Source organism: Verrucomicrobiaceae bacterium (genome assembly GCA_016713035.1).
GTDB lineage: Bacteria > Verrucomicrobiota > Verrucomicrobiia > Verrucomicrobiales > Verrucomicrobiaceae > Prosthecobacter.
Map to the genome: position 1 here is coordinate 119,621 of JADJPW010000002.1, position 18,663 is coordinate 138,283.

Here is an 18,663-nt window from a genome sequence, read left to right on the forward strand (position 1 = left end):
CCGTCCTACAATCAAGCGCTCTTGGGTTCAGGTGCTCTGTGGCGCATCACAGACTATGGAGATGCTCGGTCTAAAATGGCTGCGGGGAAGTGAGCTGCCGCCTATTTGCGGCCCCAGACGCCGATTTTTTTCTCGCGGGCTTTTTTGCCCAAGTCAAACAGGTGTGCTCCGTAGTCGTCGATGCCTTTTACTTCGCCAGGTAGCTCACAGGTCAGGCCAGCGAGTCGTGCGTAGCCCTTTGTCATGAGTAGATCAGCCAGATAGATGCGCTCATTGCCAACCTGCACCAGGATGAGTGCGTAGTGCCGTGTGCGGTCTGGGACGGGCTCCCAGCGTGTGAGGAGCATGAAGGGGCGCTCTTTGAGCAGTTGGGTGACGTAGGCGGTTGCTTCGACTCCGGTTTTCATCACGCCTTCCTGTGAGGCCTCAAAGTAGCGTGCTTGCTCCTGCACCCGCTGCGGATGCGTGAGTGTCATGTCTGGCGCATCGACAAAGTAGAGCGTGAAGACGCCTTCTTCCTCGCCCTCAGCAGGTAGGATGCGCAGGGTGTCTGCCTCGTTGTTCTTGCTGTCGATGAGCTTTGCTTTTGGGAAGACTTTGAACTCCGGCAGGCCTGTATTCACGGGTTTTGAGGCGGCGGTATTCTTGACCGCCTGCTCCGTGGTGTGCGCTTTGCCTATTGGCATGGCCACGGGCACGGTCTTGCTTTGCTTCAGTAGGAGGGCCACTAAAACAAGGATGAGTACCAGCACAAATGTGATGGCGAGATTCAGCAAGGTCTCACGGAACGGCATGCGACACGGGAGTGCATAGTCATGGCTGCGCGCTCGGACTCAAGCACTCAATCCAGGAAGGAACAGATGTACTCACAGATGCCAGAGTCCACGCGGATATCGAAGCCGCTATTGGCGGGCACATCAAAATACTGGCCGGCGGTGTACTCTGTCGTCGCCTCTGCTCCGTCGAGCTTTACCGCGCAGGCACCTGCGACGATTTCCATGCGCTCTGCTTTGGCGGTGCCGAAATGATAGGTGCCTGGATAGATGAGTCCCAGGGTCTTTTTGCTTTCATCTGGGAAAAGGATGCTGTGACTGACGACTTTGCCGTCAAAATAGACATTCGCTTTGGTGATGGCGGTGACTCCGGTGAACTCAGTGGGGATCGCAGGCATAGGTAGGATGGATTGAGGGGCGGCAGCGATAGGCTACGATGTCTCTGGCGGCAAGCTCCACTCCGTAGGCAGCCTTTTGAGCTCGCTGGCTTATTTCTTCATCTGCTCGATGGAGAGGCTGCCATCGACGCGGCCTGTGATGAGCTGCATTTGATCGGTGAAAGCTAGAGCGTGCGTCCAGTCGGGTTGACGAGCGAGGAGCTGTTTTTCGCTGAGGCTGGCTAGCTCCCAGATTTTGACGGATTTATCGCTGGCGGAGGAGGCGAGCCATTTGCCGTCTGCGGAGCGTGCGAGGCCTAAAATGCCGCCTTCATGGGCATAGCGGCTCTCCAGCAGCCGATTGGTGCCCTCTGCGGCGGTGGGGCTGATGCTCCAGACGCGGATGCGATTGTCTGCGCCTGCGCCGTAGAGCCGTTTGCCATCTGCGCTGAAGATGACGCTGGTCTGCTCTTTGGTGGGCTGGGAGAGTGTATCGAGCCGCTGACCGGTGGGGATGCTCCAGAGCTTCACAGTGCGGTCTGCACTGGCGCTAGCGAGCACTTTGCCATCGGCGCGGAAGGTGAGTCCATTCACTGCGCCGTTGTGGCCTTTGAGTAGCGCGAGCTCTTTGCCTGTGGCGGTGTCCCAAAGGCGGATTTTTTGGTCATAGGCACCTGTGGCGATGTATTTGCCATCTGGTGAGACGGCGAGTGCGTAAGCGGCATCGGTGTGGCCTTCAAAGGAGCGCTCCAGCGTGCCGTCGCTGGTCTTCCAGCGCTTCACTTCGCCGATGATGCCGGCTTCGCCGCCTGCGGCATAGACCGCGTCGCCAGTGGGTGAGAAAGCAACGGCGTTGGCCTTGCCGCGGGTGCCGGTGAGCTGCCGCACGACGGCCTGGGTGGCCGGATGGAGCAGCTCGACGACTCCATAGCGCCCTACGGCGATGAGTTGAGCCTTCGGAGAAAAGGCGACTGCCTGGATGGCCCGCTTGGGTGGCACGGTGGGCATGATTTTCGCGGTGATGACTTCCTTGGGCACCGGTTTGCTCTCTGCGGTGGTGGGGCCTTTTGCGCCGGCATCGATCCAGGCGCGGATGAGGGCGATTTCTTCTTTTTTGAGCTTCTCGCGTTTGCCGGGCGGCATGGATTCGTTTTTGCCACCGCGACCACTGCGGCCTTCGAGGAATTTGATGAGCAAACTGTCGGCAGATTTGCCAGGGAGCACGGCAGGGCCTTCTTCACCGCTTTTCATGACCTGGGCATGCGTGTCGATGATGAATTCACCATCTGCCTCATCCGCGCTGTGGCAGTCCACGCAGTATTGATCGAGCAGTGGCGCGATCTGCTTGGTGTAATCCGGCCCTTGGGCAAAGGCGGTAGCGGACATCAGGATCAGAGCGGACAGGGTTATTTTCATGGGGCGGGCTAGAGTAACGCAGACGGAGAGTCATCGTCATCAGGCGGAGTGCAAAATGCAGCCCATAGGCCGGGATCTGCCATCTGAATGTGACCGGGGGGCAGTTCTCAGTTTTCAGTGCTTAGTGCTTAGTGCTTAGTTTAGGGAAGTTTGCTCTCTCGGCTGCTTCCACTAAGAACTGAGCACTGAGAACTAAGCACTTTTATTCACGGCCTAGTCTGATCAAAGCATCTCAACTGCCCACGGGGGGCACTGCGGCCTTTTTCACAGGATCGGCGCGGCTGATCAGGCTCCAGGAGAACCACGTGATCACGTAGCCCACCAGGGCACAGGCGGCACCGAGAATCACCCCACCCGCGAGCATGACAGGTGCATGCTCTTTCATCACGATCCAGACATCGACAAAGGACTCTGGCAGATGCGTGGGGAATGGCGTGGTGGGCACATTCGTGTAGAGGCTGAGAAACCATTTTCCGATCTGATACTCCAGCGCAGCGAGGAAGGGCACGGTGACAGGATTGCTGATCCAGCAGAGCAGGAGCGCGATGGGAATATTCACGCGGAAGAGGGCGCACAGGATGGTGGCCGTGGGCATCTGGATGGGCAGGAGCTGGAGCGTGATGAAGCTGCCGATGGCGACTCCTCCAGCCATGGTATGCTGTGAGGGCTTCCACACCTGCTTATCGAGAAAGTGGCGTGCGAACCAGCGCAGCGCAGCATTGTTGCGCAGCTTCCGCGGATGCTTCAGAAAGCGATACGTCTGAAAGACGGAGCGCCGGAACCATAGCCGTGTTCTGTGCCAGAATGCTTCCACGATCAGCTCCCTCCCAGGCTGCCCGCTAGTGCCAGCAGCGCGGCTCCGAGCGCGATGCGGTACCAAGCAAAGATATTGAACGTATGCCCCTGCACAAAGCGGATGAGCCAACGCACGACGATGAAGGCACTCACGCCAGAGGCCGCTAGCCCCAGGGCAAAGAGCCCCCATGGTGTGCCTGCGAGTGCGCCACTTTTAGCCAGTTTGAGGAACTCATATCCGCCCGCTGCCAGCAGGGTGGGCACACCCAACAGAAAGGAAAACTCCGTGGCCGCAGGCCGTGCCAGACCGAGCACGAGTGCGAGCATGATGGTCGAGCCAGAACGCGAAGCACCAGGAAAGACCATGGCGATGACCTGCCCCACCGCAAAGGCGAGCACGATCAGCCAGGTGAGCTGATCGCTCATCACCCGCCGCTTGCACCAGGCCTCGACCGCAAAAATCACGAATCCGCCGATCAGGGTGGCCCAGGCGACCTCGACGTAGCCTTCATCCAGCTCCAGTCCCAGCTTCTTAAAGACCATCCCTGCCCCAGCGGTGATGACGAAGGCCGTCATGAGCTTCATCAAGAGATCCCGGTTTTGGGGCTCGCGGTGGTGGAAGAGCATGCCGCTGATTTTTTTCCAAAAAAGAGGCACCAATGCCAATGCGGCAGCGCTTTGCACGATGATGGTGAAGGCCTCTTTCCTCACGGCATCACCGAGGAGTGGAGTGGCGATGCCGCGCCTCGCCATCCAATCCTCCACGATGAGGAGGTGACCAGTGGAGGAGACAGGGATGAACTCGGTGAGTCCTTCGACGACTCCGAGGAGGATGGCAGCAAGCCAGTCGGGCATGAGAGGGAGGTGACGGGGCGTTTTTTGAGGGTGAAGGCTCATACTCTCGCCGCTAGGCATGCCTTGCAAGCCCGTGCTGGCGACAAAGATGCAACTTACTCCAAAAAAACCGCGCCAGGTGCCTCAGCGGCCGCTCCAGATGAAGGTGACTGGCTTTTCGATGTCTGCGTGCACGCTGTGATGCACCGGGCAGCCGAGGGCGGTAGCCTCCAGCAGCTTCCTCTCTGGATGATCTGGGGGCAGCGGCAGCTCGATGGTCAGTGGTAGCCGCACGATGCGGCGCGGAGAGTCCTCACTCATGTGCTTTTCCACACTGACTTTCATACCGGTGACATCGAGCCCCTTTTGCTCCGCCTTGATGCCGATGACCGTGGCCATGCAGGTGGCGAGCGCCGTGGCGACGAGGTCGGTGGGGGAAAAGGACTCGCCTTTGCCGTGATTATCGACCGGAGCATCCGTGATCAGGGTGTTCTTCGATGGGCCATGCGTGGCAGAGCAGCGCAGGCCACCTGTGTAATCGACGGTGATGGAAACAGCCATGAGTCAGGAAGCAAAAGGGTGAAAAGAAGACGAATCGCGGCCAGCGAGGCCACCCTGCGCGATTACTCGGCAGTGATGGTGCCGTTCATGAGCAGGCCGTGACCTGGAAAGGTGCAGATGTAGGGATACTCACCTGCGGCAGGCAATGTGAACTCGATGGTCTCTTTTTGGCCCATCTGGAGCAGCTTCGTGTGGGCGATGATGTCTGGCGACTCGGGGATGAAGCCTTTTTCCATGGCGTTCGGCATGGTGGCGGCAGACATGGCGACCTGGATGATGGTGGCCTTGCTACCCAGCTTGCCGATGCAGACATTGTGCGGCTGCGGCAGCGTGGGATGGTTGTTTTCAAAGGTGAGCTTGATCTGCTGCCCAGCTTTGACCTTGAAGCTCTTCACGTCGTACTTCATGCCCGTGGGGTCAGCAGCATCTGGCTTGATGGTGATTTCTGAGACGACGGCAGCACTCGCGGCAGCTGGAGCGGCAGCCGCAGCAGTAGGAGCAGCCGCAGGGGCCGGAGTGGCAGCCGCAGGTGCGGCTGGGGCAGGAGCTGGTGCCGGAGTAGCGGTGGCGGCAGCAGGCGCAGCAGCGGCGGCAGCAGGTGCAGGAGCGCTCTCAGTGGCCTTAGGCTTTGGCTCCAGGCTGGCGATGCCTTTGAACATGAACGCGAGCACCCAAAAGAGCGCCGTGCCAGACAAACCAGCTCCGATGATGATATTCAGCACAGACCAGATGGAACCTTTGTTTTCTTCAGAGTGGTGAGAGGGGGCAGACATGACAGACAGGTGTATTTTGGGGGATTAGGGATGTTATAGGAGCACGCCGGTCCATGAAAGCAAGCGGCAGGGCTCGATCGCACCCAGTCCAGTGCTCACGCCCCCAGACCACGCAGCATTTTCAGCCGCTGCACCACCATGCGGACCGGTAGGCCCACCACATTGTCAAAACAGCCCTCCATCCGCTCCAAAAGCATGTCCGTGTGCGACTGGATGCCATAGCCGCCCGCTTTGTCCAAAGGACTCACCAGAGCGTGGTAGGCACGGATGACATCATCGGTGAGTTTTTTGAATACCACATGCGTGATGACGTGAAACGCATCCACCACGGCCCCATCACGGGCCAGCACCACACCGGTGCACACTTCATGCTGGCGGCCAGAGAGACGCCTCAGCATCACGCAGGCCTCCTCCATATCGGCAGGCTTCGCCAGCGGCTCACCATCGACATACACCAGCGTATCCGCACCCAGGACCAGCCGGCCCGGCTTCATCAGACTGCCCGCAATCGCCTTCCGCCGTGCATTTTCCACCGTCAGCTCCTCCGGCGTCAGGCTCGCATCATGCGCCTCCTCCACCTGCGGCGAGACCACCTCATGGGCGATGCCTTCACGCCCCAGTAGCTCCGCACGCCGCGGTGAGGCAGAGGCGAGAACGAGCACATCACCAGTCCACACAGCCCTACTCACGAGTTCCCCTTCATGATCGACACCACCTGATCGGGATGAATCACGCCATCCGTGTGATCCGTCTTTTTATAGCGATAGTAGCCCGTCTTTTCCTGCAACACGGGTGCTCCCACACAGGCGATCTCGCGGCCATCCTTTGTACGGATCACATGCGGCCCCGGCGCAGACTGAATGTCTGGTAGGGCACAAGCCCCGAGCAGGAGCACGAGGACAGCGAAGGGCAGATGTCGAGTCAGGGTAATCATGAGAAGACAAGGCGGGAAAACGCCTCGCAAGAGACAGGACTTTCCATCTCTGCGCTCAAAAGAAAACCTTTTGCCCGAATGCCACTCCAAGCCGAAAAGCACCCACTCATGTCCACTACCACATCCCCCCACGCCATCGGCATCATCGGTGGCTCCGGTCTATACGACCTCGAAGGCTTCACCAATCCGCAGGAGCTCCAAATCGACACCCCCTTCGGCCCCCCGAGTGACAAGCTCCTCTGCGGAGACTTCGCAGGCCGCCGCGTCGTCTTTTTACCCCGCCACGGCAAAGGCCACCGCATCCTGCCCACCGAGCTCAATCACCGTGCGAACATCTGGGCCCTCCGCAGCCTCGGCGTACGCTGGATCATCGCCGTCACCGCCGTCGGCAGCCTCCAAGAGCGCTATCAGCCGCGTGACATCGTGCTCCCAGACCAGTTTTTTGACCGCACCAGCCGCCGTGAGCACCACACCTTCTTTGGCCGTGGCATCGTCGGTCATGTCGCCTTCGGCGATCCCATCTCCACCGGCCTGCGCACCCTTTTGCACACCGAGGCCACCGCCCTAAACCTCACCACCCATAACGGCGGCACCTACGTCTGCATGGACGGCCCCGCCTTCTCCACGCGGGCAGAGTCCAATGCGCACCGCCAGCTCGGCTTTGACGTCATCGGCATGACCAATCTGCCGGAGGCCAAACTCGCCCGCGAGGCCGAAATCGCCCTCGCCACCCTCGCCATGATCACCGACTACGACTGCTGGAAGGTCGAAGAAGAGCCCGTCACCGCCGACGCCGTCGTCGCCCACCTCCACGCGAACGTCGCCGCTGCCAAGGCCGTCCTCGCCCGCGTCATCCCGCGCATACCCACCGAGCCCGACTGGCCAGAGCACCGCGCCCTCGAAGGCGCCATCATGACCCACCGCTCCCACTGGCCAGAAAAGACCATCGAAGAGCTCCGTCCGCTACTCTGTCGCTTCATTTGACACACCCTAGAGCCGCGCCTAGGATCGGCGCGTTCTCCTTCGGACAAGGAAACGGCGAGGTAGCAAAGTGGTAATGCACTGGTCTGCAAAACCGGTATGCGCGGGTTCAATTCCCGCCCTCGCCTCCACCTTGTAAAATCAAGGTTTCACGTCCCCCAATGGGCAAAGTAAGAACAAAAGTAAGCACATGCTCGATCATGTAATCCGTGGCTTGGCTAGTTGGACAGGCGGCTCAGGCTCACTTTTTGAGCTTCTCCGCGATGAAGCCGAACAAGTCCGGCCAGCGCATGTGCGCGTAGTCGTTGTTGTAATTGATCTCGTGCTCGATGCCGACCGCCTTCAGCTTCTCCGCGATGCCCGCGCCGAAGTTCCCGCAGTGCGGCGGGTCTTTGTAGGGCTGGCCCAGGTTCGGTGCATTGTCATAAAACAGCAGCACCGGCGGGTCGTCCGCACTGGCGAGCGCATACGGCGAGAAGCGCTCGATCCACGGCAGCAGCGTGTCACGCTTCGCCACAAAGTCGTCCATGCTCGGCAGGCCAAAGGCGTGGTTTCCATACGTGTTGTTCGGGATCCAGGCCTGCATCTGCTTCGGGTCCAGCGTCGTCTGCGGCACAAAGGCCATCACGCAGCGCAGCCGTGTCGATTCACGCGCCACCGCGTCCGTGCTCTTCGCGTCTGCCATGTCCGGTGAAAAGGCCAGCCACAGCACTGTGAAGCCGCCCGCTGAGCCGCCGCAGCCACCGATGCGCTCCTTGTCGATCTTCCACATGTCCGCCTGGCTCCGCACGAACTGCAACGCCCGCGCCGAATCATCCAAACAGGCCTTCACCGGCGGATCGATCTTTGCCGCCTGCGCATCCTGGATGAGCCGGTAGTTGATGGACACCACCGAGATGCCGTTTTCGAGGCATTTCGCCAGAAAGTCAGGATTTGCCTTATCCCCCGTCATCCACCCACCGCCATGTACAAAGAACAACAGTGGTGTCTTTGCCCCGTCCGACTTCGCTTGCCAGAAATCCAGCACCTGCTTCTCATGGGGTCCGTAAGGCACGTTTGGGTGCGTGGGAGCCTGCGCATGCCCAAGGCAGAGGGGCACCAACAGAACAGCTAGGACAACGAAGACGCGAGAGATCATGCGTGTGTGGCTTCGCGTGTTCCGGCAGCCTTGGCAAGTGATCAGGAGTCACATGGCCTAGCACCAAGTCGCCGGGTAAACGAAATGTTCCCTGTTCGCGGTTGGGCGGGATCGGAGAGGCAACCACGGATGGAACGGATGAAACGGATTCCACCGATGCACTGCACCGCTCAGGAATGCCCCTGCAATGGATTGTGGCCGAGGAGTTGGCTCATTTGCTTTCATTCATTGCATCCGTTCAATCCGTCGTATCAGTCCTATCCGTGGTTCGCTTTCACCTCGATCATTCCCCTTCCAACCCGGTCCAGGTTCAAGACCTGGCTACTAATTTCTAATTCGGAAGTGGAAGGCCCTCAAACGCGGTCGTTGCATTTGCAAAGAGGCGAAGATAGCCTACGACGCATGGAAACACTCTCAGTTCGCTGCAACCACTGCGGAGCACCGCTGTCTGTCTCGGAAAGCACGCGCTTCGTCACCTGCCAGTTCTGCCAGAGCAATCTGGAGGTGAAGCGCACGGACTCATCCATCTTCACGGAGGAAGTCGCGAAGATCGCGGAGAACACCGGACGCATGGCGGAGAGCCTGGAGGTGATCGAATTGCAAAATGAGATCGAGCGTGTGGATCGCGAATGGTCGCAGACGGAAGCAGGTTACATGATTCACGGCAAAAACGGGCCGCAGCGGCCGAGCAGCTCGATGTTCGGGCTCGCGTTTGCGATCTTTTTTGCCTGCGTGTGCTTTGGAATGAGCGGTTTCGCCTCCCAAATGCCAGGCCCTGGCATTTTCGCCTTGGTGCCAGTCGGCATGGGCATTTTCGCGCTGGTGGCGGCGGTGATGAACATGTCCAAGGGCGCGGAACTCGAGCAGGCGCAGGAACGGCATCGCGCGCGACGCGCCGAACTGGTGGCGAAACTGCATCGCGCACGTGGAGAGGCCTGAAAGGATGCTGTTGGCCTTCCACAAGCTGTAAGACGTGCTTTCGCAGTTCACGCAATAAGTAGCCATGCTAACAATTGCATTTATTGCTGCAGACTAGTGGGAGCGCTGGGGCAACCCAGATGGGGCTTACTCGGCCCATGCTTCGCGGAGCATGCGAAGGAAGTTGCCGTGCATGATGTTGGCGATGTCTTCGTCGTTGTAACCACGGTTTTTGAGCATGGCGGGGATGCGGGCGAGGTCGACGATGGTGTCTAGGTCGGCGGGGGTCTGCTCGGTGCCGAAGCCGCCATCTAGATCGGTGCCGATGCCGCTGTGGAGGCTGTTTCCAGCGAGCTGGCAGACGTGGTCGATGTGGTCACAGATGACTTCGAGCTTCAGGCCAGCTTGCTGTGGGGTGGTTTGGCCGCGTGTCCAGCCGGGGACCATCATCCAGGCATCAAGGGCGGCTCCCATGACGCCGCCACGCTCGATGAGGGCTTTGATTTGATCATCGCTGAATTGGCGTGGATCGGGGACGAGGGCGCGGCAGTTGCTATGGCTGGCCCAGACGGTGCCGTGGTAGAGCTCGAGCGCCTGGTAGAAGCATTCATCACTGAGGTGGGTGAGGTCGAGGATGATGCCGAGGCGGTCCATCTCCTGGATCAATTCTTTGCCGCCTGGGCGTAGCGGGCCGGTCTGATCATGGCCGAGTGCGTAGCGACATACGCCATAATGTGCTGGCCCTAGGGCGCGGAGGCCCTGGGCGTAGGCATCCTCCAGGTGGCCGACGCTGCGGATGGAGTCTGCGCCTTCGAGGCTCAAGATGTAGCCGATGACTTTGTCCTCATCTGGGATGCTGGTGTCGGACCAGAGTCCGAGGATTTCATCGAGCTCGCGTAGATTGGTGATCTGGGCCATTTGGCCGACTTCTTCCATGGCACGATACCAGGCTAGTTGGCCCTGTGTTTGTGCCCAAGCCTGCTCTGGGGACATCCAGTTGGCGATGGGGCGTGCGCCTTTCATGCAGCCTGCGAGCTGTGTAGCGACGCAGAGCCCGATTTGGGCTTTGCGCATTTCTGGAAAGGCAGTGGTGCCTGCTTCGCGGCCTTTCATGTCCTTCATGCCGGCTTCACGCTGGCGTAGCTCGTGGACGGGGAGGCGCAGGTCGCGGTTGTATTCTAGCGCATTGAGACTGAGATCGAGATGGGCGTCAAAGGTGAGCATACGGAGCCGGAGTAAACGTCGGCTAGGACGAGAAGCTACCGGGCAGATGGTGGATTATCCAGGGAAGCAGGCCGGGGCAGGGGAGGTGCCGCTCTCTCTTTTTTCTCCGTCTCTGACTGCTGCGGAGCTTTTTTAAGCGGCTGCGAGTGTGGGGGCTGCGGTGGGGCGTGCTGCGCCTGTGGGCACGGAGGGGAGCTGGGAGAGGCGGAACTGGTGTAGCACTGCCTGCGAGATGGCATTGAGTGTGGCGAGGATATTCCGGCCGCTGCGGGCATCGGTCTCAAAGCCAAGCAGAGGCACGGCGCGGTTATTGAAGAGGTATTCGAGGTACTCGATGGGGGCAGCGTTTGGCAGGTCGCGTTTGTTGTATTGGATGACGACGGGGAGCTTTTCGATGCTGCTGTCGTTCAGGCGTAAGTTGGCCTCTAGGCTCTGATAGGCCTGCAAGTTATCGCGCTGGCGGTCCATCTGGGAATCGACGACAAAGACGACGCCGTCTGCCTGGCGCAATACGAGCTGGAGGGTGGCATTATATGTCACCTGGCCGGGCACGGTGTAGAGGTGAAAGCTGGTCTTGTAGCCGGGGATGGCATCTGCCTCGATGCTGAGGAAATCAAAGAACAAGGTGCGATCCTGTGCCGTGGAGAGGCTGATCAAGTCGCTGCGACCGCGTGGATCGAGCTTGGCATGGATTTGCTGGATGTTGGTGGTCTTTCCGCACAGCGGTGTGCCGCAATAGACGATCTTGAAGCTGATCGTGCGTTCCTCGTGGTTGATGCTGGGCATAGGGTGGTTTCGGTTCCTGGTTCTCTGTTCCCAGTTCTCGGCTCCCGGTTCTCAATTCTCGGTTGGGGTGGTGGAGAGGTGAGGTGGTGGGTATCGAAAAAAGGGCGGGGAGGTCGGAGGGCTGTGAGCAGGGCGGGGCACCTCTGTGCGTGCTAACCGAGCATGCGGGCGAGCTCGCGGGCGATGAGGGTGACTTTATCCCGCAGGCCTGTGGTGGGTTCTCCAGCGTGGAGGACGCCCACGGTGACTGCGCCGGGGAAGCAGAAGGTGATGAGCTTGCCGCTGGCGTTCAGTGTGAAGGTTTCTGCGCCTTCGATACCGATCAGCGGTGCGAGTGCACGGAGCTGGCGGGCGATGTCTCCGGCCTGGTGGCTAAAGGTGGCGGCCTCGGTGACGGAGGGATCGACGTGGCTGATCACCTCCGAGCGATGCAGGCAGACGCAGGCGCTGAGTCCTGGCAGGGAGCCTACCATTTCCACGACGCGTTTGGCATCCAGCATTTCTTCGGTGCTCAAAAGGGCACGGAGGAGCAGCTGATCGGTCTCTGTATCGACGGGATTGAGTCCTAGGAAGGATTGGCGGCTTACAGAGCTTGTCGAGGCTGTCGGGGCAGCGGCAGGCTGTGCGGCTGGTTTGGCCACTGGCTCGTCCTTCGGGGTGAAAAAGACTGGGAGCGGCTGGATGGCCGGCATCGGCGTGAGGGGCTCGCTGGCCGTGGCGGCTGCCTCTGGGGCGGCGGGGGCGGCTGGTGCGTGCTGTGCGGCGAAAAGCGGTACGGTCGGCTTTCTTTCCTCTGCTGTCATGGGGGCCGCTTCCGGCATGGGGACAGTATTTTTTGCTGCAAAGGGGTCCCTCAGGGGCTGGGTGCCCTGAGCATGTGGGAGGAAGGAGGCTGGCACACTCGCTCCCTGGCCTAGGAGCTGGGCGCTGCTCAGTCCGGGTGCTTCATTTTTCGGTGTCGCAGCCGCGAAGGGATCAAAGGCCTTCACGATGCCCGGTAGGGCAGATAGAGCAGGGCTCGTTGAAGCTGTAGCAAAGGCATTCACGGCACCCATGACTGGCTGCAATGGAGCTGTCGGGGCCTGTGCTGCTGGGGCCTGAGAGGCCGGTGCAAAGGCTGCCTGAAAAATCGGTGAGGCTGGAGCGGCGGGTTCTGGCGCGGGTGCCGCATTTTGGAAAGTGGGTATCGTAGGAGCTTGGCTAGGAGCCCCACTGGGCATGATCGTCATCATCCCGCCGTGTGTTGGTGGTGCCACTGGCTGGATGGCCTGCATGGGGGCTACGCTGGCCGGTGGTGCGGTGTATTGGCTGGCGGGCATGCTCGCTCCGGTCTGCCCATGGAGGAGCTCTCTTGGGTCTAGCTGGATCTGAAAATCACGCCGTGCGCCGCCCAGCATGTTGCGGAAGCCGAGGTCGGACACGCCTTCGATCAAAGTCGCCAGCGATACCAGGATTTGACCCGTCTCAGGCTGCTGTTGGATTTCACTTTGATCGAACTGGGTGATCACCCAGCTTGGGATGTTTTTTGAATCAAATCCCAGCTCTTCCACGGAGTAACCTTGCAGTGCATGGGCTAGCGAGAGCTTGGTTTTAGCTCCACTGACCTGCGGTGGGGCTGCGGTATCGTTCTTCGGGAGTAGCAGACCAGTGATGGCCGGCGTGGCGGGTAGATCCTGAGCAAAGGGAGAGGAAGCCGCAGGCTGGATCGCAGGCTGTGGGGGCACCGCTGCAAAAGGGGCGGGCGGCGGAGATGATTCTTGGCTCTCCGGGGCTCTTCCTACTCCTGCTGCAGGAGCGAATAGTGAGGGCATCTGCACCGCCGCAGCCGCAAAGGGGGAGGGACTGGCCGCTGGTGCAGCCATTGGTGCCAAAGCAAACGGGCTTGGCATGGCCGCCAGTGCCCCATTCATCGCAGCGAAAGGACTAGCTGGTGCCGCTGGTAGCGCTGGCTCTGGCGCTGCCGGGGCAGGTGGAGTCGCGGCCTGGGCTGCGAAAGGCGAGAATATCGGTGCCGGTGCTGGCACCAGCGGCTGCGAAGGGGTGGTGGAGGGCCCACTGGCCATCGTGCCAAAGGGGCTCACGGGGAAGACACTGGGCGCAGGCGGGGCGGACTCTGCCACGGGGCGAGCCGGCTCCGCAGCGGGTGCGGCCTGCGGGGCTGGCATACCGAAAGGCGATACCATGCCACTGAATGGTGAGGCGGGGGCCGCACCGAAGGGCGAAGCCGGTGCAGGGGTAGCTGCCGCAAAGGGCGAGCCTGCCATCCCAGCACCCGATTGACCCGCATGGCGTGCAGAGGCGATCAGGCCTGGCAGTTTCGCCGCAGGCAGTGCCACCGTGCGTGGGTCCTGGGGAGAAACTGGCGTTTGAAATAGGGCAGGGCACACACGGTAAATCTCAAACACCGGCACTGCCGCTTGGCCGCTACGCAGAGCATTCTCCAGCAGCGTCGGTGGTAGATTGATCGACTGCTCCGCAGGGAGTGCCCCTCCACGCACCAGCTCAGGTGGTAATTGGTTCATCACATCACCCACGGTCAGTGCCAGATTCGTCGGGGATGCGCTAGTCATGCTAAAGGGGCTCATGCCGCTCGGTGCATTGATCGGCGGAGCCTCTACAGGCTCATTGCCAGTGGTTTTAAACAGAGGGGAGCCCCCCCCAGCGAACTGGAATGGGGACATGGGAGCTGCGGGAGTGAGGACCGATGAGGCTTGCATGGCAGGCTGAAAGTGACTTGTGGGATACCCGGCGGCCATCGTCCCATGCCCCTGTCCCATCAAAGTGGGCATCACGCCTTCTCCGAAAGCCGGAGGCGTCGGAGTTTGCGGAGGCATCGCTCGGAAGGACTGGGTCATGGCCGATTGGAACAGCCAAGCTCACCAAAATAGCAAGCTGGTGTGAAAAATCTAGTTTTTATAATCAAAACCGTAATCTTAGGTTTAATTAATTCGCGTATATTAAATATCAAGGATGTGTAATTCAACGCTTTTTTCATCCTTTTTAGCTCCATGCCCTCACCGCATCAGTTCGCCTCTTTTAGTCGTTCCGGCAGGCCTTACTTCGCAGGTCCCCGCGCCTCCAGCCGGGTAGGATGACTGATTTTTTGATGCTTCCAGGATTTTCCCTTGCCAAAAAAGGGAATGCTCCGAATATCGCGCCCCGCAAAAAAGACCCCTTCGTCTAGCGGTTAGGACACATCCCTTTCACGGATGCGACACGAGTTCGATTCTCGTAGGGGTCGCCAAACTTCACGATCAAGTTTGGCCACAGGCAGCGACAAAAAAGCTGTCGGGTTAAATAAAACTGCCTCTCACACGCGTCGTCAGCGGATACTCCAGCACACGCGGATGCCGCCTACCGAAGAAACGCTCACCCGACTCCATGCCGATCACGCCCTCAGCGTGTATCGCTTCGCGTGGAGCATCACGAAGGATGCCTCCATGGCCGAAGACGTGGTGCAGGAGCTCTTCCTCAAACTCGCACGCGATGCCGATGCGGTCACCAGCGCCCACTCCGAACGCGGCATGATCTTCACCCTGGCACGCAACCTCGCCCTGGATGCCCTGCGCCGCCGCACCCGCGAGCGAGACGCCCTCAGTAGCCTCGAGCAGCCGTTGCCAACCTGGTTTGAACCCACCACCGACCCAGAGCAGATCACCACCGCCCTCGCCACACTGCCCGAGGAGCAGCGCAGCGTCATCCACCTGCATGTGTGGGAAGAAATGACCTTCCGCGAGATCGGCGAGATGCTTTCCCTACCCACCCAAACCGTCGCCAGCCGCTACCGCTATGCCTTGGAAAAACTCCGCGCCCAACTGCCATGAATATCGAAGACCAACTCCGCACCCTCCGCTGGCGTGACCCGCCACCTGAGTTCTTGAAGCAAACTTTGGAACGAGCGCTCACTGAGTCGCGCCAGCGTCCTGGAGTGCTCCAGCCCTCTGGAGCTTTCCGCGAGCAACGCGACTCATGCACACGCCGCAGCCCGCTCGCATGGCTCGCCTTCATCCCGCGACCATTGCGCCTGCCACTCGCCGCCTGCTGGCTACTCGCCCTCTACTTCAAACTCACCACGCCAGAGGCCGTGCCGCAGTCCACGCTGCAAAACTACGCCAAACTGCCCGCCATCACCCCCTCGCAATTCTTTGCCCACCTCGAACACATCGAGTCCCTCGCTCATGAACTCCTCGAACACCACTACGGCCCCACCCCGCCGCTTTAAATGGCTACGCAGGCTCTTCTGGGCCACCGTTTGCTTCCTCTCACTCGTCACCGTGCTCTGGCAGTGGGAAAACTGGCGCAGCGCCCGCGAGCTGAAGGAAATGCGTCGGCAATTGATCGAGCGCATCGGCACGGATGATCCGCTCGCCTTTGCACCGCCAAAGATTGCCGATCACGAAAACTACTTTGCCATCCCCTCCATTGAAGCCTGGGCTACCGAGCCGCTGGAGCCTGGAAGCCACTACAAACGCTATCACATTCCCGAGGATGCTTTCTGGCCGAAGGGATTGCCCAGGCCCGAACTCCTCGAAAACGAAGTCGGGGGCATCTCGCAGGTCAAATGGGCCGCCAGCAGCGATCTGGAGGGCGAATCACCCGCTGTAGCGCTAAATCGAAAACTCGGCGATATGAACGGCTTGCTGCCAAAGCTGGTCGAGGGTCTCAACCGGCCATTCTCATGCCTCAAACCCGGTCTGCGTGAGGCTCAGGAGTCGGCTCTGGGAGAACTATGGAACACGGTCATACCCAACATCGGTTCGCTCAACCAGCACCAGCGTGCCCTTGATCTCCATCTGCGCTGCGCCGCAATGGCGGGTGACCGTACCAAAGCATGGCAGCTCGCCATGATCAGCCTGCGCCTTTTTCCCGAATCTGCAGCCTCCCACGGCTCATTTGTTTCCGCGCTGGTGGCCCTCGCCTCGCACAACATCGCCTTCCGTGGTTTGCAGGATGCTCTTTCGCGGCCCGTATGGGAGGAGCGAGGCCTTGCGCTTCTGCAAGCGCAGTTGGCAAAGGAAAATGACCTTCATTACACCGTAAGCGCACTCGGTCGTGAAACCTTGTGGATGCACGCTCAATTCCTCCGAGGCAGGGAGCGCCGCCTCGCATGGCGGAGTGATGACCTGTTGGACCAACTCTCGTTCGGCGAGCCATCGGAGCGCATCTGCAAATGGGCTATAGTTATGGGGCCCATCGGCTGGCATGATGCAGACACGGCACACTATCTGCGCTGCATCCGCCTCCACATCGGCCCGAACGCTGAGGATGCCTGGCTGGACGCCGACAAACGTCGTGATGAGGAGCAACAACTCCGCAGCAATGTGAGCTTCATCGCCGGTGTCCCGATTCCGAACCCTCGGCGCTTCATGACCAGCGTCGTCACACCCAACTTCGGCGGCATCCACACCTCCGCCGCCAAGACGCTCTTCCACCGCCGCTGCCTCATCTTCGCCTGCGAATTGGAAAAGCACCGCATGCAGCACGGCAGTTATCCCACCGCATTGCCGGAGCTGAAAGGCTACGAACTCAGCGATCCCGCCCGTCCTGGGCATCTGCCCAGTTATCGCCTGGAACCGAATGGCTATCTCCTCTGGTCAGCTGGACCCGACGCCATCGACGACCACGGCGACACCGACAAAGACTGGCTCTGGCGCATGAAACGCACTCCATGAACACCGAAACCTGGTACACTCTCCGCTTCGCCCGCTGGCTCTTCCGCTTGGTGTGGAATCGCCGTGTCGCGTGGACGGTCATCACCTCCGTATCGTTACTCACGCTGTATTATCAGTGGGAAAATCGACGCAGCGCTCGTGAGCTCAAAGAGGCGCGGGAGCGCCTCATCGCCCGCATCGGCACCGAAAACTGGCTCGACCTTGCGCCGCCCGTCGTACCGGATGAGCAGAATTTCTTCGCGTTGCCCGTCGTGGAGCAATGGATGTACCGTGAAGAACGGCTGGTTCGCTACGCCATCCCGAAAAACGCCTTATTTCCGCCAAATATCGTTTCACCAGCCATCCTCGAAAATGAGGCCGATGGCACTTCCCGCGTTGATTTGGCCAGTTGGGCAAAAAATCGCGATTTGAAGGGCGAATCGCCCGCAACCGCCCTGAACCGCGAACTCGGCGACGGCAACGGTTTGCTCCCCAAACTCGCCGCAGGGCTCTCGCGTCCGTTTTCAGCCATGAAACCGCATCAGCGCGACGAACTGACCACCGCAGGTGCCAATCCGTATGATGTGAGCCAACCCAACATCAGCAATGTGAACCAGCACATGCGCGATCTCGGTCTGCATCTCCGCGCCGCCGCAGCCGCAGGTGATGTGGAAAAGACACGCAACACCGCGCTCATCGTGCTGCGCTTGTTTCCCGAGACCGCCACCTCGCATCACTGGCTCATCGGCTCGCTGGTGAGCACCGCTGCGCACGGGATCGCCTTTGAGGCGCTGCAAGACGCCCTCGGCCAACCCGTGTGGACCGAGGAAAGCCTCCGCGCCCTCCAACTCCAGCTCGGCAAGATCAACGACCTCGAAGTCATCGAGCGCGGCTTGAGCATGGAGACACTCACTGGATATGGCGTCGGTCTATTTATCCGTGAAAGCTGCCGCAAAGACGGCCTCGCAACCAAAATGCTCCACTTCGGCGCCGAGCATCAATCCTGGAACTCCAAACTCACCCGCCTCGGCTACATCTACGGCCCCACCGGCTGGCATGATGCCAACACCGCTTTCTACGTCGAGCGCATGCTCGATCTCGTCGGCCCGAAAGGCGAAACGGCCTGGCTGGATGTCGGAGAACGCTACGCAGCCTTCCAAAGCCGCCTCAAAGACGAATACCGCCACGTCGAATGGAACATGCGACGCAAAATCGGCGCAATGGCCATGCCAAACATCGGCAACCTCTGGCCTGCTGCCGCCGAGACGCTCTTTCACCGCCGCTGCCTCATCCTCGCCTGTGAATTGGAAAAGTACCGCATGCTGCACGGCGTGTATCCAGATCGCTTGCCGGAGCTGAAAGGTTTCGTCGTCGATGATCCCGCGCGGCCAGGCCAGCGGCCAGACTACCGGCTCGAATCGGGCGGCTACACGCTCCGTTCCTCCTACCAGGACTGGCTCTGGCGCATGAAACGTTCTGAATCCACTCCGCAGAGATAGAGT

General features: G+C 60.2%; 19 protein-coding genes and 2 tRNA genes. 8 read left to right on the forward strand and 13 right to left on the reverse strand.

The window, feature by feature from the left end:
- Positions 1–101 precede the first annotated feature (101 nt).
- The 9 genes from IPK32_07465 to IPK32_07505 all read right to left on the reverse strand — a co-directional run bounded on the left by IPK32_07465 (position 102) and on the right by IPK32_07505 (position 6,463).
- Positions 102–794, reverse strand: a complete 693-nt coding sequence (locus IPK32_07465) for a hypothetical protein (protein ID MBK8091810.1) — start codon at positions 792–794, stop codon at positions 102–104.
- A 47-nt stretch (positions 795–841) separates the two neighbouring features.
- A complete protein-coding gene (locus tag IPK32_07470) occupies positions 842–1,171 on the reverse strand; it encodes a pyrimidine/purine nucleoside phosphorylase (GenBank protein MBK8091811.1) in 330 nt (109 codons plus the stop codon).
- A 90-nt stretch (positions 1,172–1,261) separates the two neighbouring features.
- Positions 1,262–2,566, reverse strand: a complete 1,305-nt coding sequence (locus IPK32_07475) for a hypothetical protein (GenBank protein MBK8091812.1) — start codon at positions 2,564–2,566, stop codon at positions 1,262–1,264.
- Positions 2,567–2,798: 232 nt separating this feature from the next.
- Complete coding sequence (locus tag IPK32_07480; protein ID MBK8091813.1) at positions 2,799–3,380, reverse strand: DUF2062 domain-containing protein; 582 nt, start codon at positions 3,378–3,380, stop codon at positions 2,799–2,801.
- 2 nt (positions 3,381–3,382) lie between these two features.
- Positions 3,383–4,258 (reverse strand): undecaprenyl-diphosphate phosphatase, encoded by an 876-nt coding sequence (locus IPK32_07485; protein ID MBK8091814.1) that lies wholly within the window; start codon positions 4,256–4,258, stop codon positions 3,383–3,385.
- An 81-nt stretch (positions 4,259–4,339) separates the two neighbouring features.
- Positions 4,340–4,756 carry an OsmC family protein gene (locus IPK32_07490; protein ID MBK8091815.1) on the reverse strand — a complete coding sequence of 139 codons (417 nt, stop codon included), beginning with the start codon at positions 4,754–4,756 and terminating at the stop codon, positions 4,340–4,342.
- A gap of 62 nt (positions 4,757–4,818) precedes the next feature.
- Entirely contained in the window at positions 4,819–5,529 is a 711-nt protein-coding gene (locus IPK32_07495) for an azurin (protein ID MBK8091816.1), read from the reverse strand.
- Positions 5,530–5,624: 95 nt separating this feature from the next.
- Positions 5,625–6,218, reverse strand: coding sequence for a septum formation protein Maf (maf, locus tag IPK32_07500; protein MBK8091817.1), 594 nt, complete (start codon positions 6,216–6,218; stop codon positions 5,625–5,627).
- Positions 6,215–6,463, reverse strand: coding sequence for a DUF903 domain-containing protein (locus IPK32_07505; protein ID MBK8091818.1), 249 nt, complete (start codon positions 6,461–6,463; stop codon positions 6,215–6,217). Before IPK32_07505 ends, maf begins: the two co-directional genes overlap by 4 nt.
- Positions 6,464–6,571: 108 nt before the next feature.
- On the opposite strand from IPK32_07505, the gene mtnP reads away from it, so the two are divergent.
- Both mtnP and IPK32_07515 read left to right on the forward strand, forming a co-directional pair.
- Positions 6,572–7,447 carry an S-methyl-5'-thioadenosine phosphorylase gene (gene mtnP / locus IPK32_07510; protein MBK8091819.1) on the forward strand — a complete coding sequence of 292 codons (876 nt, stop codon included), beginning with the start codon at positions 6,572–6,574 and terminating at the stop codon, positions 7,445–7,447.
- 53 nt (positions 7,448–7,500) lie between these two features.
- Positions 7,501–7,575, forward strand: a tRNA-Cys gene (locus IPK32_07515).
- A gap of 110 nt (positions 7,576–7,685) precedes the next feature.
- Here the strand turns inward: IPK32_07515 and IPK32_07520 are convergent.
- Entirely contained in the window at positions 7,686–8,582 is an 897-nt protein-coding gene (locus tag IPK32_07520) for an alpha/beta hydrolase fold domain-containing protein (GenBank protein MBK8091820.1), read from the reverse strand.
- Between the two features lie 504 nt (positions 8,583–9,086).
- Between IPK32_07520 and IPK32_07525 the strand changes: the two genes are divergently transcribed.
- Entirely contained in the window at positions 9,087–9,521 is a 435-nt protein-coding gene (locus tag IPK32_07525; GenBank protein ID MBK8091821.1) for a hypothetical protein, read from the forward strand.
- A 126-nt stretch (positions 9,522–9,647) separates the two neighbouring features.
- Here IPK32_07525 and IPK32_07530 read toward each other — a convergent pair whose 3' ends face one another.
- The 3 genes from IPK32_07530 to IPK32_07540 all read right to left on the reverse strand — a co-directional run bounded on the left by IPK32_07530 (position 9,648) and on the right by IPK32_07540 (position 14,191).
- The gene (locus tag IPK32_07530) at positions 9,648–10,724 is read right to left on the reverse strand and encodes a membrane dipeptidase (GenBank protein ID MBK8091822.1); all 1,077 of its coding nucleotides are present in this window, start codon (positions 10,722–10,724) and stop codon (positions 9,648–9,650) included.
- 132 nt (positions 10,725–10,856) lie between these two features.
- On the reverse strand, positions 10,857–11,510 hold the full coding sequence (locus tag IPK32_07535) for a gliding-motility protein MglA (protein ID MBK8091823.1): 654 nt from the start codon (positions 11,508–11,510) through the stop codon (positions 10,857–10,859).
- Between the two features lie 152 nt (positions 11,511–11,662).
- Complete coding sequence (locus IPK32_07540) at positions 11,663–14,191, reverse strand: hypothetical protein (GenBank protein MBK8091824.1); 2,529 nt, start codon at positions 14,189–14,191, stop codon at positions 11,663–11,665.
- Between the two features lie 488 nt (positions 14,192–14,679).
- On the opposite strand from IPK32_07540, the gene IPK32_07545 reads away from it, so the two are divergent.
- From IPK32_07545 to IPK32_07565, 5 genes are all read left to right on the forward strand, one after another.
- A tRNA-Glu gene (locus IPK32_07545) sits at positions 14,680–14,754 on the forward strand.
- A 103-nt stretch (positions 14,755–14,857) separates the two neighbouring features.
- Positions 14,858–15,334 carry an RNA polymerase sigma factor gene (locus tag IPK32_07550; GenBank protein MBK8091825.1) on the forward strand — a complete coding sequence of 159 codons (477 nt, stop codon included), beginning with the start codon at positions 14,858–14,860 and terminating at the stop codon, positions 15,332–15,334.
- Entirely contained in the window at positions 15,331–15,732 is a 402-nt protein-coding gene (locus tag IPK32_07555; GenBank protein ID MBK8091826.1) for a hypothetical protein, read from the forward strand. The genes IPK32_07550 and IPK32_07555 overlap by 4 nt, the downstream gene beginning before the upstream one ends.
- Positions 15,689–17,182: a hypothetical protein gene (locus IPK32_07560; protein MBK8091827.1), complete on the forward strand. Its 1,494-nt coding sequence runs from the start codon at positions 15,689–15,691 to the stop codon at positions 17,180–17,182. Before IPK32_07555 ends, IPK32_07560 begins: the two co-directional genes overlap by 44 nt.
- Entirely contained in the window at positions 17,179–18,660 is a 1,482-nt protein-coding gene (locus tag IPK32_07565; protein MBK8091828.1) for a hypothetical protein, read from the forward strand. The genes IPK32_07560 and IPK32_07565 overlap by 4 nt, the downstream gene beginning before the upstream one ends.
- Positions 18,661–18,663: the final 3 nt, after the last annotated feature.